Genomic DNA, 14910 nt, shown 5'->3' with positions numbered 1-14910 from the left:
ATCCTGCAGCTGCGCATGGTTAGTGGCCGCGCGAAGGTTGCCGGCTCCGTGCTGGCCATTGTACTCGCCGCGAGCCTTGGCACCGCGCCCGTGGCACACGCTGACAACCTCGATGACCAGCAGGCCGCACTCAACGCGGAGTCGGCGCGGGTCCAGCAGTCCTTGGAATTCGTTGATGCCAACATTGCCAAGGCGGCCGGCGACCTGGTGGTCTACCAAGGACAGCTTCCGGGAGCGCAACAGGCACTTCTCGAAGCCCAGGGCAAGGTTGCCACAGCGGTGAAGGAAGCTGATGCCCTGGCGGCCCGCGTGGATCTGGCGCAGCAAAGTAAAGCCCAGATCACCCAGCAACTGGAAAACGACAAGCAAAAGATCACCGACACCAAGAAGCTCATCGGCCAGATCGCGGCTCAGGCATATAAATCCGGTGGCGTTCCCACGAACGTTGCCTTGTTGTTCGGAGCGAACGACGGCGGCAACCTCACGGAAACCATGGACCTCGCCAACCAGGCGATGCGCAGCCAGAACGCCACGATGACGAAATTGACGCAGCAGAGCGCCACGAACGTGAACTCGCAAGCCAGGCTCGCTTCCGTCGAACAGGAAATCCGCGATCTCAAGGCGAAAGCGGACGCGGCACTTGAGCGTGAGAAAGCTGCCCGCGATGATGCCGCTGCCAAAAAGGCGGAGGTAGACAAGCTCATTTCCGACACCACCCGTCTCAACAGCCAGCTTCAAGCAGCCAAGCCCGGGATCCAAGCCCAGCTCCAACAAGTGAAGGCGAATCAGGACGCGGTCGCTGCGGAAATCTCGGAGCGCGACCGCAAGCTGCGCGAAGCATGGTTGGCCGAACAGCAGCGGCTGGCAGCGGCCGCTGCGGCAGCCGCCCAAGCCCAGGGCCAGGCCTCCCAACCCTTTGTTCCACCAGCGAGCAACCCGCGCTCCAACTTCGGCCTGATCCACCCGGTTCCTGCGAACATCCCGATCACCTCAGGCTTCGGTTGGCGTGCGACGCCGCCTGGAACCATCGATTTCTACGGCCAGGGCGGCTACATGCACACGGGTATCGATTTCGGTGCTCCCTGTGGAACGCCCGTATACGCAGCTGCTGCCGGCACCGTGTTTTCGGCAGGCTGGGGCAACGATGGCGGTGGCAACCGTGTCAAAATATCGCATGGAGTCATCAATGGCGATTCACTGACCACGGTTTACTACCACAACACCAGCGTGGTGGTTTCGTCCGGACAGCAGGTGAGTCAAGGTCAGCTCATTGCGTATTCAGGTACCACGGGTAACTCAACTGGTTGCCACGTGCATTTTGAAACCTGGGTGAATGGGCAGGCTGTTGACCCGATGAACCTTTTGTAGCCCACACGACAGGGTTCTGCTGGCGTAGACTAGTGTGATTCTTCGACAACCAAGGAGTTCTACCGTGCCCAAGGAAAGTGGCCGTAAGGTAGTGGCCACCAATCGCAAGGCTCGGCATGACTACCACATATTGGATACCTATGAGGCCGGCATTGCCCTCATGGGAACCGAAGTAAAGTCGCTGCGTGAAGGCCACGCCTCCATGGTGGATGGCTTCTGTACTTTCTACAATGACGAGTTGTGGATGGAGGGCATCCACATCCCTGAGTACAACCAGGGGAGCTGGACCAACCACGCCGCGCGCCGCCGTCGGAAGCTGTTGCTTCACCGCGAGGAACTCAACAAAATCTCCGGCAAGATCCGCGAGACCGGACTGACGGTGGTCCCGCTCCAGCTGTACTTCCTGGACGGACGCGCCAAGGTCGAGATTGCTTTGGCTCGAGGCAAGAAGGATTACGACAAGAGGCAGACCTTGCGCGAGCAGCAGGACAAGCGCGAATCGCTGCGTGAACTGCGCGAGCGCAACCGCCGCTGACTTGCGCGGAAAGCGCCGCCAAGTGGGTCGGCAGCCAAAGCGTGTCCTGGAATGTTCGGGCGCCGCGGTGCGTTATGATGATTAACCCGGCAGGTTTTTTTGGATGGTCGTTTTCGGGCGGTCGTCATGCTGGGATTGATAACAGAATACGGGGATGATCGGTTTCGACGATGTTAGTCGCGACAGGTGAAGCGGGCCGAGGATGCAGAATTATCTCGTAAACGCTGTCTGCAAACCAATAAGTGCCAATTCTAAGCGCACTGACTTCGCTCTTGCTGCCTAAGCAGTAAGACAGTCCGTCAGCCCGAGGTTGCTATTGCCCCGGATCCTGGCGTCATTTAGATAGCCACTGCTGCTTGCCTTCGTCATCGAGGCAAACGGGACTCTTAGATGACTGGGCCCGGATCAGCTACTTGTTCACAGGATAGCTGGGGCCGAGAAAATCCGACGCGAACTGCGCCCGGAGAAGCCCTGACAACACGACATCGGACGGGGGTTCAATTCCCCCCATCTCCACCTAAGATAACCCCTAGATCCTTGAGATCTGGGGGTTATCTTTTTGCCTGTTGGCCAGACATCCATCACGGATGCGTCGGGTCATCGGTTACACCCCGGTCTTCGGACCGGGGTGTTTTTCTTTGTCAGGGTGGGAGCATCGGGCCTCCGGAACCAGCCGTTGCCCGGTTCGCTCAACCGCACCAGCTGGGGCGGAAACCAGGAACGCTCTTCAGGACGGTGCCCGAATTCAAGTCCACGATGTCTGTCCGCATGGGGGTCGGTTCGGGGAGGACGGGATATTAGTCTCCCGTGTATTGCGGTGCTGCTGTTTCACCTGCGTCTCTCCTGACGGCGAGGACCTCGCCGGCAGGAGATACGCAGGTGTCCAGGATGTGCGACCCGGCAGCGTTAGACGAAGAGTGTTTTCCAGTACTGGCCGGTGGCCGAAGGAGCGGTGAAGGTGAAGCCTATGAGGTGCTTGGATCCTGCCGCACGGGAGGTTCGCCACTGTTCCCAGGCTTGGCAATGGAACAGTGCCGCCGGTGAGGGGGACGATTTCGAGCGAGCTGGTGTTGTCATCGTTGAGGGTGACGACGGCGACCACCTGTGAGTGCGGGTGGCGAATACCTGGGCGGTCTTAGTGGTTCGGACTCCGGGTTGCAGGCTCGTCATCCGAGCTGTCGACGTTGTCCGCGGGACTTCCGGCTTCCCCGTCGCGATGTTTGGCGGCGCGTTTGGGATCAACCAGCCTCCGCCGCTGGTGTCCAAAGACCATCACAACGGCTACCAATGCGGCCCCGACAAGGACCATCACGACCCATATCCATTGTTGCCCGTCCACGTTCGCCCCAATCTCAGCCCCTCGGCTGGGTCCGGCATTGTGCTGGGAAAGGCCCTCGCTCCGTCCGCCGAGGCTGGGAGGGCGGGCCTGGTAAGGAGTCAGTCTTTCTCCTGATGTTTTGCGTAGGCGATGCACCGACCCCGGTTTTTGAACTGTCGGTAGTCCATTCAGCAAGCCCCCTTGCTTATTGGCTGCGGCCCCTCGCCGGTCCGGGCCCAGTCGTTGCAATCCGCCCAGCTGTTGTCGCATGGACGCTGTCCGACACGATAGAACTGCGGGCGATTGCTGTCTTGAGTAGTCCCTACTTGTTTTTGGGGATTCCTACGCCCCCGCTGTTCCGGTCCGTCGAGTGTGGTTGTTAACCAGTTCAAAGAAGGTCACGACGGCGTTTAGAAGCCGATCCCTCAGGAAACGGTGCTTCGGCGGAGCTCGCTTTTGCGGATCTTTCCGCTGGCCGTTCGCGGCATGTCGTCGACGAACACCACAGTCTTAGGGATTTTGTAGCGTGCCAGCCTGCCGGCCAGATGCTCCTTGAGTTCGTCCTCGGTCAAAAGGGCTCCTTCGCGGAGGACCACCACGGCGCGTGGCACCTCTCCCCACTTCTCGTCCGGCACGCCGATGACTGCCACGCTGCCTACGGCGTCGAGTTCACTGATCGCTTGTTCTACCTCGGCGGGGTAGATGTTCTCGCCGCCCGAGATGATCATGTCCTTGAGCCTGTCCGAGACGAAGACGAATCCGTCTGCGTCCTTGTAGCCCATGTCTCCGGACTTGAACCAGCCGCCGTCTGCATATGATTCGGCAGTGGCGTCGGGCCGGTTCCAGTATTCGTGGATGACGTTGGGGCCTTTGATTTGGATTTCGCCCACCGTGCCCTGCCCGGCAACGCCGCCTGCGATGTCGGCGATCCGGACGTCGCTGAAGAAGTGCGGGAGTCCGGAAGAGCCCGCTTTGTCGCGGGACCTGGCGGCGGGCAGCGTGGTGGCGCCGGGCGCCGTCTCGGTCATTCCGTAGCCGTTCGAGAAGCGCAGTCCGCGCGCCTCGTACGCTTCGAGGACGCGCATGGGAACTGCCGATCCGCCGCAGGTCAGCTTGTTGAGGGAGCCAAGGTCCGACGTCGGCCAGGCCGGGTGCTCGCAGAGCATCTGGTAGGTGGTGGGCACCCCGCTGATGGTGGTGGCCCGGTGCTGCTCGATGAGCTCGAGGGTGCGTTGGGGATCGAACCTCGACTCCAGGACCACGGTCCCGCCCTTGAGCAGCGTAGGCAACACTCCCATGTCGAGCGAGGCGACGTGGAACATCGGCGAGATCATGAGGGCCACGTCGCTGGAGGAGAAATCGAAGTCGACAATCACGTTGATGCAATTCCAGGTGATGTTTCCGTGGGTCAGGAGTGCTCCCTTGGGGCGTCCCGTTGTTCCGGACGTGTAGAGGATCATGGCCCCGTCATCGAGCCCGACTTCCTCGTCCAGATGCCGGGAAGCTCCCGAGGCGACGACATCCTCGTAGTCTTCCGCCGCCGTCGGGGTTTCACTTCCGGTGCCGCCGGGGGCGGCGGTGGTCTCGCCTGGGAAGGAATCGCCGACGACGATCCGCCGGCCCACACGGGTGCCTTCCGCGCCGCTGGCCGCAAGGCCGTTGAGGCTCGCTGAGTGGATCAGCGCAACGGCACCGCAGTCCTCAAGCTGGAAGTTGATCTCCGGCGGCGCCAGTCGAGTGTTGAGGGGTACGAAGATCGCGCCGAGCTGCCCACAAGCAAAAAGCGTTTCCAGGAAAGCGGGATGGTTTTCCCCGAGATAGGCCACCCTGTCGCCCTTTGCCACGCCCCCGGATGTGAGGGCGTTGGCGAGCCTGTCCGATCGTTCCGCAAATTCCTCATAGCTGAGTCGGCGGTCTCCGGAGATCAGCGCAACCTTGCTTCCGGACTTCGGGCGGCGGCGCTGCAGCCACGAACCGATGCCAAAATTCTCCATGACGTTCCTTTCTGATTCCCAAGCTAGACCCTTCCCGGCCTCAAGGCCGGACGGTCTGCAAATCGTTGTTCTTCGGTTCCCGGGTCAACAGGATGAAGATGATGGAGACGACGGACATCGTAGCCAGGTAGAAGACCACCGAGCCGGTGTTCTGGCCCGAATCCTTGAAGATCTGGGCCACGATCCCCGGCGTGAAGCCCGCGCCGAGGAGCGTCGCGAGCTGGTAGCCGAGCGAGGCTCCCGTATAGCGGGAGGTGGTGCCGAACTGCTCGGACACGAAGGCTGCCAGTGGTCCGAAGAGTGTTGAGTGGATCATCAGGCCGACGGTGAAGGCGACGAAGACCAGGAGGATGTTGTTCGAGGACAAGAGCTGGAACATCGGGATGAGATAGGCGATGAAGAGTACGAGCCCGCCGATCATCACGGGCCTCCGGCCCAGTTTGTCGGAGAGCCTCCCGCCAAGGACCACGAAGGCGATGGAAATGAAAGAAGCGGCCGCGAAGGCGTACAGCACGCCCTGGCGGTCGGCTCCCTTGGAGACGGCGAAGGTGACCGCGAACGTTGCCAGCACCACTTGGAGAGCAAAACCGGCGGCCCCCGCGAGCATCGTGAAGATCAACGTCTTGGGCCGGCGCAGCACCTGGAGGAGCGGGATGACGGGCTTCGCGGCTGCACGGTTGTCAGCGTTCCGGGCCATCCTCTCCTGTTCAATGGCGGCTTTGAAGATGGGGCTCTCCGAAACTTTGAGCCGGACGAACATGCCCACTGCAAGCAAGACAAACGAGAGCAGGAAAGGAACGCGCCAGCCCCAGGCAAGGAACTGGGAGTTTGGCAGCGCCGAGAAGGCGCCCATGATGAGGGTGCCCAGCACGGCACCCGACGGCGCGCCGGCATTGACGAACGAGGCCGCGAAGCCGCGCTTCCCCGATTCCGAATGCTCCAACGCCATCAAGGCGGCTCCGCCCCACTCGCCGCCCACCGCGATGCCCTGGAAGACCCGGAGCACCACAAGCATCACGGCGCCCCACGGACCGGCCACGGAGGCGCCCGGGACAAGGCCGATCAGCGCGGAAGCCAAGCCCATGACCAACATGGAGACAATGAGCATTCCCTTGCGTCCCAGCTTGTCGCCGAAGTGACCGAAGATGACCCCACCCAACGGGCGCGCCACATATCCTGCGGCGAAAGTTCCGTAGGCGGCCACGACGCCCACCCAATCGTCCATTCCCGAGAAGAAGACCTTGGGGAAGACCACGGCCGCGGCTGTGGCGTAAAGCAGGAAGTCGTAGTACTCGATGGTGCTGCCCAGGTAGCTGGAAGCAATGACGGTGCGTGCTTCCTTGCGTCTGGTGGCCACGTCCATGGATTGAAGCTGCGATATTTGGGACATCGTTGTTCCTTAAAGCAGGGGGTGGGGGAGAGTGCCTTGTCGGGCCTATTTGTAGAAACGGGCGAGGAATTCGGCCACGACGGCGGGGCGTTCCTGGCCTTCGATTTCGATGGTGTTGGACACTTTGATCTGGGCGCCGCCCTTGACCTCGGTGACTTCGGCGATGGTGGCCTGCATGCGGATCCGCGCGCCCACTTTGACCGGGGACGTGAAACGAACCTTGTCCAGGCCGTAGTTCACCTTGGTGGTGACGCCTTCGACGTCGAACAGCTCGCCCCAGAACGGGATGATGAGCGAGAGCGTGAGGAAGCCGTGGGCGATCGGGGCGCCGAACGGGCCGTCCTTGGCGCGTTCCGGATCGACGTGGATCCACTGGTCATCCCCGGTGGCCTCCGCGAACTTGTTGATCTGTTCCTGGGTGATTTCGCGGTATTCGGTGACGCCGAGATCGGTTCCGGCGAGGGTGAGCAGTTTGTCGAAGTCGACGACGAGATTGGGCATTAGTGCCTCCTGTGATGATGGTGGGTAAAGAGAGTGTGGCTTAGCGTGCGAAGGCGCTTTCGCCCGTAAGTGCGCGCCCGACGATCAGGGCGTTGATTTCGTGCGTTCCTTCGTAGGAATAGACGGCTTCGGCGTCGGCGTGGAACCGGGCAACGTCACTCTCGAGTGTGATTCCGTTGCCACCTGCCAGCTCGCGCGCCAGGGCGACTGTTTCCCGCATGGCCAGGCAGCTCTGCATCTTGGCGAGCGCGGAGTCCTGGTCGCGGTAGACCCCGTGGGCCTGCTGTTCGGTCAGCCTGACCACGAGGGACAAGCTTGCCGTGAGATTGCCAAGCATGCGGGCCAGCTTCTCCTGCACCAGTTGGAAGGAACCCAGCGGGCGGCCGAACTGTTGGCGCTCGCGGACGTAGCGGAGGGCTGCTTCGAAGGCACCTGCCTGGATACCCGTGGCGATCCAGGCGACATCGGAGCGCATGGCCTTCAGCATCGCCGCCACGTCCTTGAAGGAGTTCACGTTGTGCAGGCGCATGGATTCAGGGACCCGCACGCCGTCGAGCGTTATGTGGGCGTTCTGCATCATCCGCAAGGAGGTTTTCCGGTGGATCTTCTCCAAGGTGACCCCCGCTGCCTCGCGGTCCACCAGGAACGCCTTGACCTGTCCGTCCGCGACATCCCGGGCGAACACGGCCAGGACATCCGCCGTCGAGGCGCCTCCGATCCAGCGTTTGGCACCATTGAGGATCCAGGTGTCGCCGTTACCCCCGGGATCACGCCGCGCGGTGGTGGAGAGTCCGCCGGCAATGTCCGATCCGGACTCCGGTTCCGTCAGGGAAAAGACGCCCTTGAGCGAAAAATCGATGACGCGCGGCATCCACTCGCGCTGCTGCTCCTCCGAGGCGCCCACCCGGATGGCGGTGCGGAACAGGCCGGCTTGCGCCGTGTACCACGTGGCCAGCGAAGCATCCGTGCGGGCGAGTTCGAAGATCCTGAAGCCTTGGTAGATACCCCGGGCGGGACCGTGAACAGTCAGCTCTGCCGGTTCCATCAGGTCGAGATCGATGAGTGGCCGGGCCAGCTGGGCAGGGAACTCGCCCCGCTCCCAGTAGTCGGCCAACAATGGTTTCGCTTCGCGGTCCAGGAAGTCGCGCAAGCGCCCCAGGACCCGGCGCTCGTCCTCGGTGAGGAGGGACTCGGCATCGTAGTAGTCGCAGACGCCATAGAGGCGCTCCGCCGCCGCTGTCTCCACGCGGATCTCCAGGCTCATCTCAGCCGTCCAGCCCGAGCAGGCGCACCGCGTTCTCCTTGAGGATCTTGGGCCTGACCTCGTCCTTGAGCGGGAGCTCGGCGAACGCGCCCAGCCACTTCTGCGGGGTGATGAGCGGGAAGTCCGTGCCGAACAGGACCTTGTCCTGCAGCACCGAATTGGACATGCGCACCAATGACTCCGGGAAGTACTTGGGGGACCAGCCGGAAAGGTCGATGAACACGTTGGATTTGTGGGTGGCGATGGAGTTGGCTTCGTCCTGCCAAGGCACCGAGGGGTGGGCCATGATGATCTGCAGCTCGGGGAAGTCAGCGGCCACGGCGTCGAGCAGGAGCGGGTTGGAGTACGCCAGCTTGATCCCGTAGCCGCCGGGCAGGCCGGCGCCCATACCGTTCTGCCCGGTGTGGAAGATGGCAGGGAGGCCCAGTTCCTGCAGCGTCTCCCAGAGCGGATAGAACTGCTCGTTGGAAGGATCGAAGCCCTGCAGGCTTGGGTGAAACTTGAAGCCGCGGGCGCCAAGGTCAATTGCCTGGTGCTTGGCACCCTGGATGGCTTCGATACCGGTGCGGGGATCCACGCTGCCGAACGGGATCAGCACGTCGTTGTTCCTGGCGGCTCCCGCGATCAGCTCGGGGATGCTGTTGGGCTCGTGCTTGAGTTGCGTGCGGGCGTCCACGGTGAAGACGACGGCGGCCATGTTCAGTCCGCGGTAGACCTCGGCGATCCGGTCCAGCGAGGGCGTGCGGTCCTCGGCCTTGAAGTACTTGGCTGAAGCTTCCGTCAGGGCCGGTGGCAGGGATTCGTGGCCGTGGCCGTCCACTTCGAGATGGACGTGCATGTCGATCGCGTCAAGTTTTGCGGCGTCGATGCCGAGTTCGTAACGCCGGGGCGCGGCCATGTCAGCGTACCTGTGCAACGGGGGCGGCTTCGGGCTGCAGTTCCGCCGGGAGCGGCAGGAATTCTTCGCCGACGCTTTGGAGCTTGTCTCCGAACAACAGCTCGAAGTTCTCCACGAGGTCCTGGTAACCCCAACCGCCTTCACGGTATTCGGTGGCGGCGGCTTCGGGGTGGGTCCAGAGCTGCAGGCGGTCCCCGCCGGCGCCGATGGCCTGGCCGGTGATTCCGGCCGCTTCGTCGGAGGCGAGGAAGGCAATGAGCCCGGAGACGTCGTCGGCCGTTCCAAAGCCGAGCTCGTGGCGGAAGAAATGCGGCATGGCCTCGCCGCGCTCGTCCGCCTCCACCGCTTTCCGGAAGTACGGGATGGTCTTGGTCATCGCCGTTGCGGCGACCGGGATGACGGCGTTGGCAGTGACGCCCGCCTTCTTCATTTCCAGTGCCCAGGTCCGGACCATGCCCACGATTCCGGCCTTCGCGGCGGCGTAGTTTGTTTGCCCGAAGTTGCCGCGCTGCCCGGTCGGGGAGCCGATGGCGATGATGCGGCCGCCGATCCGGTTTTCCTTGAAGTAGCCGAAGGCCTCGCGGGCGCACGTGAAGGTGCCGCGGAGGTGGACGTTGATGACCAGGTCGAAGTCTTCGTCCGTCATCTTCAGCAGGCTCTTGTCCCGCAGGATGCCAGCGTTGGTGACGAGGATGTCCAGGCGGCCGAATGCCGTGACGGCCGCCTCCACCAGCTGCTTCGCTGCTTCTGTGCTGCCAACGGGAGCGACGACGGCGACTGCCCGGCCGCCGTCGGCCTCGATGGTCCGGACCGCTTCGCCGGCCACCCCGGCGTCGACGTCGTTGATGACCACCGCCGCGCCCTGACGGGCGAGTTCCCGGGCGTAAGCGAGCCCCAGTCCCCGGCCGCTTCCGGTGACAATCGCTACTTTTCCTGACAGGCTCATCGCTGCTCCTTTGCTCGATCCCCGTGCATCCAAGCCTTCGGCGTGGGATGCTGTTCTGTATCCATGAAAATACGTATAGTTGAATATGTCAACGATTGATTTTGAAGATTATTGGAGTTTGTTATGACGATCGAGGCGCAGGACGAGCAACAGGCTGCCACGAAGGACCGGCTGCTCGCCGCTCCTATCAGCCAGGACGTGGGTTTCCTCCTGGCCAAGCTCCATGCCGGCGGCTCGGTCCTGAATAACCGGGCGCTTGCTGAGTTTGACCTCAAGGAGAGGTCTTACTCGGTCCTGATCCTGGCCAACAGCGGCCTGGAGCCTACCCAGCGGGAATTGGCGGACTTCCTCAGCCTTGACCCCAGCCAGATCGTCGCCTTGGTGGACGAGCTTGAAAAGCGGAAGCTCGTGGCCAGGGCACCAGGCAAGCAGGACCGCCGGGCCAAGACGGTGACTGCAACGTCGAAGGGGGCTCAGCTGCTCGCCCAAGCAGCCATTGCGGCCCGCCACGCAGAATCCGAAGTGCTGGCCGCGTTGGACGACGGGGAAGCCGTCCGACTCAAGGCACTGCTGCGCAAAGCGTTGTGGGGTTAGGCGTTGCGGGGTTAGTTTCCCAATCATCAGTGGCGCGACAGAGTTCACCCACGGCGTAGGACGGAACGGACTAACCGCAGCAGCGTATTCGTTGATATAGACACCACCGGTTACAGGAGGTGCACGATGAGTACGTTGCCGGAACAAGTTTTTCCCGAGGACATCCCCGACGCCCCGTCGGATGACGAAGCCTTGGACGCCTACTCGCGGACAGTGATGCACGTCGCAGAAACGGTCACGCCGCATGTTGCAGCATTGGAGATGAGCAGCGCCCGCAGAAACGGCCAGGTCAGGATCGGAAGTGGATCGGCCGTCGTGTTCACGGGGGATGGCTTTATGCTGACCAACGCCCACGTAGTCTCGGGTCTCCGCTCCGGGCAGGCAATCTTTGCCGACGGAACCCATACCGACGTCGAACTCGTCGGTGCCGATCCCTTGTCCGATCTCGCAATCGTCCGCGGGCACCACACGCCGCCGCCGGCCACCTTGGGCAACGCGGAGTCACTGCACGTAGGCCAACTGGTGATCGCCGTGGGTAACCCGCTAGGACTGGCAGGATCAGTGACCGCGGGCGTCGTCAGCGGGCTCGGACGTTCCATCCCGGTCAGGTCCGGCCGGCACAGCAGGGTCATCGAGGACGTCATCCAGACTGACGCAGCGTTGAACCCGGGCAATTCCGGGGGAGCCCTTGCCGACACCAAAGGGCGGATTGTGGGGATCAACACCGCCGTCGCTGGCTTGGGCCTCGGACTCGCCGTGCCCATCAACACCACCACCCAACGGATCATCGCCGCCCTGCTGAAGGACGGCCGGGTCCGCCGGGCATACCTTGGCTTGGTGAGCACCCCTATTCCGCTGGACGCGAGTGCGGTGATCCGGACCGGCCAGAAGGAAGCGCTCCGGGTGGTGGAAGTCATCGCCGGATCTCCGGCGGAGCGTGCAGGACTGCTCGCCGGCGACCTGGTCCTCAGTGCGCAATCGCGGGCCGTATCCAGTGCCGAGAGCCTTCAAAAACTCTTGTTCTCGCAGGCCATAGGGGAGCCGTTCCTCCTGACGGTCCTCCGGGACGGCAAGATCCACGCGATTGTCGCCGTGCCCAGTGAAATGACTGATGCGGATTCATGAGGGGCCCGGATCACGACGGAACCAGTCCGCTAAAAAGCCGGGGCCAAGACGGCTCCGGCTTTTTGCTACTTCTTCCTCATCCTCAAATGGGCCACCGGATCCACAGCGGCATCGGATTCGTGCTTGGCACGCTTCACTGCCCGTTTTTCCTTGATGGACTTGATACTTTTCTTCGTCTCGTGCTGGTGCGGCGCTTTGTCAGGCATGTCATGCTCCCTAACTCCGGATCTTCCGTGAAGATCCTGCAAAGAGGGTCCTGAAAGGCCCTCTCTCTGTAAGCTACGCCTGTTTCAGGCGAAAGCAACCGGCTGCGAAACGCTCAAGTAATCAGGCCTCGGAAGCGGGGACGTCCACTATGCCCACGAACCGCGAGCCGATTCCTTCGTACTCGCTGCGGACCTCTCCGGGCAGGATTCCGGGAACCTCGCTGTTCCGGTGGTGGCCACAGAAAACGTAGGTGAACTCCGGCCACCATTTCTTGGGACGGGCAGCCTCGGTGTAACCGCAGACGACGCAGCTCAGGTGCACCCACACAGGACGTTTGCCGGTGCGGTTGGCGCGGGATTGGACGAGCCACTGCGGTGGATTGTCTTGCAGTTCGCTCAGCTCGGCTTTTGAAAGCCTGGAGGGAATGCCGTGGCGTTGGGCCATTTCCATCGAAATATCAAGGGCCAGTGCGGCGTCACGTCTGCTAATCACCATTCAACGATACGGGACTTTCGTCCTGGCAGGAGCGGGCCGGAATCCCGACGGGAGCGGACAAGCAGGCGTAGGCTGTGCTCATGACCGACGCAGCGGCCCTGCTGCCAAGCACTCCGCTTCAAAAGCGGGTCCTTGTTGTGGCTATTGTGGCTTCCTTCATCGCCATTTTAGATGGCTTCGTGGTGAACCTCGCACTCCCGGCGATCGGCCGCGAACTGGGTGGTGGCCTTGTCATCCAGCAATGGGTGGTGGATGCCTACCTCTTGACCCTCGGCGCACTGATCCTGGTCGCCGGATCCCTCTCCGACCACTTCGGCCGCGCGCGCATCCTGGAATGGGGACTCGCCGGCTTCACCCTCACCTCCGTCACGTGCGGGCTCGCCTGGAACGGGGAGGTGCTGGTGGTATCGCGTGCCCTGCAAGGGATCGCCGGTGCCTTGCTTGTCCCGAGTTCGCTCGCCATGATCGTCACGTTCTTCTCAGGGCCCGCGCAGTCCAAGGCAATCGGCCAATGGTCCGGCTGGACCAGCGCGGCTGCCATCGTCGCCCCGCTGATCGGCGGGGCATCGGTCGACCTGCTGTCCTGGCGCGTCATCTTCTTCATCAATGTGGTTCCTGCCGTTGCCGTCTGGCCGATCCTCGCCGGGCTGCGGAGGTCCGATGCCGCGACGGACACGAGCAAGAAGATCGACTACCTCGGCGCATTCCTCGCCATGGTGGGACTCGGTGGCCCGGTCTACGCTTTCATCGAACAAGGGCGCATGGGCTGGGACAACATGGTGGTCTGGATGCCGCTCGCCGTCGGGGCCGGTGGCCTAATCCTCTTCCTGATCCACGAGGCCAGGACCCCCGAGCCAATGTTGCCCCTGCGGCTCTTCGGCATACGTAATTTCGGTTGGGGAAACATCGCCACGCTGGCTATTTACGGCGCCCTGTCCCTCGGCTTCTTCGCCGTAGGCATCTACTTGCAGCAAGTGGGAGGGATGAAGGCCACAACTGCGGGCATCGCGTTGCTCCCCGCGACGGTCCTGCTAATGCTCACGGCCTCATTCTTCGGTGGACTGGCGGGCAAGTACGGTCCGCGATGGTTCATGACGGCCGGGCCGTTCATCTGTGGAATCGGTTTTCTCATGACCTTGGCCGTCCAAGAGCCCCTGAACTACTGGACCCAAGTGCTGCCCGGGCAGATCGTTTTCGGGATCGGCCTCAGCACCTTGGTGGCGCCCCTCACCGCGGCCATCCTCGGGGCAGTACCCACCGAGGAGGCGGGGATCGGCTCCGCAGTGAACAACGCAGTGGCCCGCATCGCCGGCTTGATCTGCATAGCATTTGCCGGACTCATCATCGGCCCGGTCTTCACCCGCCAAGGTCTCATGAATGCCGTGGTGGTCACCGCCGTGTTGTTCTTCCTCGGAGCGGCGGCATCCGCCGTCGGGATCCGGAACCCGGTGCTGGGCGCTGCAGTGGTGGACTCTCCGGAAGGTCCAGCACCCGACGACGGCGGGACGGCCGCCCAGCGCGCCTGACGGTTTTCGTCAGCGTTCCGCGAGGACGCACCCTTCGTGGATGGTGTCCGTGGCTACCCAGAGCGCCGAGGTGACCTCATCGGCGAGATCGTAGTCACGGCTGCCCGGACCTTTTCCGATCCGGACCACCAGCGCACCGCCGAACGGTTTGCGGCCAATCACCTGGACGCTGGCATCAAGGTCGATTTCCTCGGCGGACAGGTAGCGCAGCAGCTCCGGGTTTTCGTCGCTGATCCGGGTGATCTTCCCGGAATGGCCGTCGTCGAGCTCGATCATGCGGTGCGCATGCGGCAGGCTCACCGAACCGTCCGCAGCGGGGATGGGGTCACCATGGGGATCGCGTCCGGGGTTGCCCAGCTTCGCGGCCATGCGATCGATGAACGTGTCCGAGACGGCGTGCTCGAGCATCTCGGCCTCGTCGTGGACTTCATCCCAGCTGTAGCCCAACTCCCTCACGAGGTAGGTCTCGATCAGGCGGTGTCGGCGGACCATGCCCAGGGCAAGCTGCATTCCCTGGGGGGTCAAGGTAATCGCGCTGTAGGGCTGGTGGTCCACCAGGCCTTGGTCCTTGAGCTTGCGGACCATCTCCGAGACGGAGGAATTGGCGACACCGAGCCGCTGCGCGAGCTGCGAGGACGTGATGGGTTTGTCCTGCCACTCCGTGAAGGAGTAGATGACCTTGACGTAGTCCTCGATCGAGGAGGAGGGCGCACTGGTCTTCACGGTTCCAAGCCTATCGTGAACCGATC

The 14910-nt window shown here is 62.7% G+C and carries 14 protein-coding genes and 1 other RNA gene; 6 read left to right on the top strand and 9 right to left on the bottom strand.

Annotation, left to right across the window (positions count from 1 at the left end; genetic code table 11):
* Positions 1 to 15: 15 nt before the first annotated feature.
* The 3 genes from QRN59_RS17180 (at position 16) to ssrA (ending at position 2422) form a co-directional block, all read left to right on the top strand.
* The gene (locus tag QRN59_RS17180; RefSeq protein ID WP_284983789.1) at positions 16 to 1368 is read left to right on the top strand and encodes a peptidoglycan DD-metalloendopeptidase family protein; all 1353 of its coding nucleotides are present in this window, start codon (positions 16 to 18) and stop codon (positions 1366 to 1368) included.
* Positions 1369 to 1432: 64 nt separating this feature from the next.
* A complete protein-coding gene (gene smpB / locus QRN59_RS17175) occupies positions 1433 to 1903 on the top strand; it encodes an SsrA-binding protein SmpB (RefSeq protein WP_028264808.1) in 471 nt (156 codons plus the stop codon).
* A 150-nt stretch (positions 1904 to 2053) separates the two neighbouring features.
* Positions 2054 to 2422, top strand: a transfer-messenger RNA (tmRNA) gene (gene ssrA / locus QRN59_RS17170).
* Between the two features lie 1224 nt (positions 2423 to 3646).
* Here ssrA and QRN59_RS17165 read toward each other — a convergent pair.
* Genes QRN59_RS17165 through QRN59_RS17140 form a run of 6 tightly spaced genes read right to left on the bottom strand, consistent with a single transcriptional unit; the run spans position 3647 to position 10214 of the window.
* Positions 3647 to 5215, bottom strand: coding sequence for an acyl-CoA synthetase (locus tag QRN59_RS17165; RefSeq protein ID WP_284983693.1), 1569 nt, complete (start codon positions 5213 to 5215; stop codon positions 3647 to 3649).
* A 40-nt stretch (positions 5216 to 5255) separates the two neighbouring features.
* Positions 5256 to 6605, bottom strand: coding sequence for an MFS transporter (locus QRN59_RS17160; RefSeq protein ID WP_284983692.1), 1350 nt, complete (start codon positions 6603 to 6605; stop codon positions 5256 to 5258).
* Positions 6606 to 6650: 45 nt separating this feature from the next.
* Positions 6651 to 7106, bottom strand: coding sequence for a MaoC family dehydratase (locus tag QRN59_RS17155; RefSeq protein ID WP_284983691.1), 456 nt, complete (start codon positions 7104 to 7106; stop codon positions 6651 to 6653).
* A gap of 40 nt (positions 7107 to 7146) precedes the next feature.
* Positions 7147 to 8370, bottom strand: coding sequence for an acyl-CoA dehydrogenase family protein (locus tag QRN59_RS17150; protein ID WP_284983690.1), 1224 nt, complete (start codon positions 8368 to 8370; stop codon positions 7147 to 7149).
* Between the two features lies 1 nt (position 8371).
* Complete coding sequence (locus tag QRN59_RS17145; RefSeq protein ID WP_284983689.1) at positions 8372 to 9268, bottom strand: amidohydrolase family protein; 897 nt, start codon at positions 9266 to 9268, stop codon at positions 8372 to 8374.
* 1 nt (position 9269) lies between these two features.
* A complete protein-coding gene (locus QRN59_RS17140; RefSeq protein WP_284983688.1) occupies positions 9270 to 10214 on the bottom strand; it encodes an SDR family NAD(P)-dependent oxidoreductase in 945 nt (314 codons plus the stop codon).
* A 123-nt stretch (positions 10215 to 10337) separates the two neighbouring features.
* On the opposite strand from QRN59_RS17140, the gene QRN59_RS17135 reads away from it, so the two are divergent.
* Together QRN59_RS17135 and QRN59_RS17130 are read left to right on the top strand one after the other, a co-directional pair.
* Complete coding sequence (locus tag QRN59_RS17135; RefSeq protein WP_284983687.1) at positions 10338 to 10808, top strand: MarR family winged helix-turn-helix transcriptional regulator; 471 nt, start codon at positions 10338 to 10340, stop codon at positions 10806 to 10808.
* A 126-nt stretch (positions 10809 to 10934) separates the two neighbouring features.
* Entirely contained in the window at positions 10935 to 11933 is a 999-nt protein-coding gene (locus QRN59_RS17130) for a S1C family serine protease (protein ID WP_284983686.1), read from the top strand.
* A 65-nt stretch (positions 11934 to 11998) separates the two neighbouring features.
* Here QRN59_RS17130 and QRN59_RS17125 read toward each other — a convergent pair whose 3' ends face one another.
* Entirely contained in the window at positions 11999 to 12139 is a 141-nt protein-coding gene (locus tag QRN59_RS17125; RefSeq protein ID WP_172465476.1) for a hypothetical protein, read from the bottom strand.
* A 121-nt stretch (positions 12140 to 12260) separates the two neighbouring features.
* Positions 12261 to 12635, bottom strand: a complete 375-nt coding sequence (locus QRN59_RS17120) for a hypothetical protein (RefSeq protein WP_269992410.1) — start codon at positions 12633 to 12635, stop codon at positions 12261 to 12263.
* A gap of 80 nt (positions 12636 to 12715) precedes the next feature.
* On the opposite strand from QRN59_RS17120, the gene QRN59_RS17115 reads away from it, so the two are divergent.
* The gene (locus QRN59_RS17115) at positions 12716 to 14161 is read left to right on the top strand and encodes an MFS transporter (protein ID WP_284983685.1); all 1446 of its coding nucleotides are present in this window, start codon (positions 12716 to 12718) and stop codon (positions 14159 to 14161) included.
* Positions 14162 to 14170: 9 nt separating this feature from the next.
* Here the strand turns inward: QRN59_RS17115 and QRN59_RS17110 are convergent, their stop codons facing one another.
* On the bottom strand, positions 14171 to 14884 hold the full coding sequence (locus QRN59_RS17110; RefSeq protein WP_284983684.1) for a metal-dependent transcriptional regulator: 714 nt from the start codon (positions 14882 to 14884) through the stop codon (positions 14171 to 14173).
* Between the last annotated feature and the right edge of the window lie 26 nt (positions 14885 to 14910).

The sequence above is a fragment of the Arthrobacter sp. efr-133-TYG-118 genome (assembly GCF_030209755.1).
Lineage (GTDB): Bacteria > Actinomycetota > Actinomycetes > Actinomycetales > Micrococcaceae > Arthrobacter.
Note: the sequence above shows the minus strand (reverse complement) of the source record. Positions and strands in the feature narration are given on the sequence as shown.

Bases quoted from the DNA above. Each gene is read 5' to 3' on its own strand.
- QRN59_RS17180 (WP_284983789.1), top strand. From the start codon at position 16: ATGGTTAGTGGCCGCGCGAAGGTTGCCGGCTCCGTGCTGGCCATTGTA.
- QRN59_RS17165 (WP_284983693.1), bottom strand. From the start codon at position 5,215: ATGGAGAATTTTGGCATCGGTTCGTGGCTGCAGCGCCGCCGCCCGAAG.
- QRN59_RS17160 (WP_284983692.1), bottom strand. From the start codon at position 6,605: ATGTCCCAAATATCGCAGCTTCAATCCATGGACGTGGCCACCAGACGC.
- QRN59_RS17155 (WP_284983691.1), bottom strand. From the start codon at position 7,106: ATGCCCAATCTCGTCGTCGACTTCGACAAACTGCTCACCCTCGCCGGA.
- QRN59_RS17150 (WP_284983690.1), bottom strand. From the start codon at position 8,370: ATGAGCCTGGAGATCCGCGTGGAGACAGCGGCGGCGGAGCGCCTCTAT.
- QRN59_RS17145 (WP_284983689.1), bottom strand. From the start codon at position 9,268: ATGGCCGCGCCCCGGCGTTACGAACTCGGCATCGACGCCGCAAAACTT.
- QRN59_RS17140 (WP_284983688.1), bottom strand. From the start codon at position 10,214: ATGAGCCTGTCAGGAAAAGTAGCGATTGTCACCGGAAGCGGCCGGGGA.
- QRN59_RS17135 (WP_284983687.1), top strand. From the start codon at position 10,338: ATGACGATCGAGGCGCAGGACGAGCAACAGGCTGCCACGAAGGACCGG.
- QRN59_RS17130 (WP_284983686.1), top strand. From the start codon at position 10,935: ATGAGTACGTTGCCGGAACAAGTTTTTCCCGAGGACATCCCCGACGCC.
- QRN59_RS17125 (WP_172465476.1), bottom strand. From the start codon at position 12,139: ATGCCTGACAAAGCGCCGCACCAGCACGAGACGAAGAAAAGTATCAAG.
- QRN59_RS17120 (WP_269992410.1), bottom strand. From the start codon at position 12,635: ATGGTGATTAGCAGACGTGACGCCGCACTGGCCCTTGATATTTCGATG.
- QRN59_RS17115 (WP_284983685.1), top strand. From the start codon at position 12,716: ATGACCGACGCAGCGGCCCTGCTGCCAAGCACTCCGCTTCAAAAGCGG.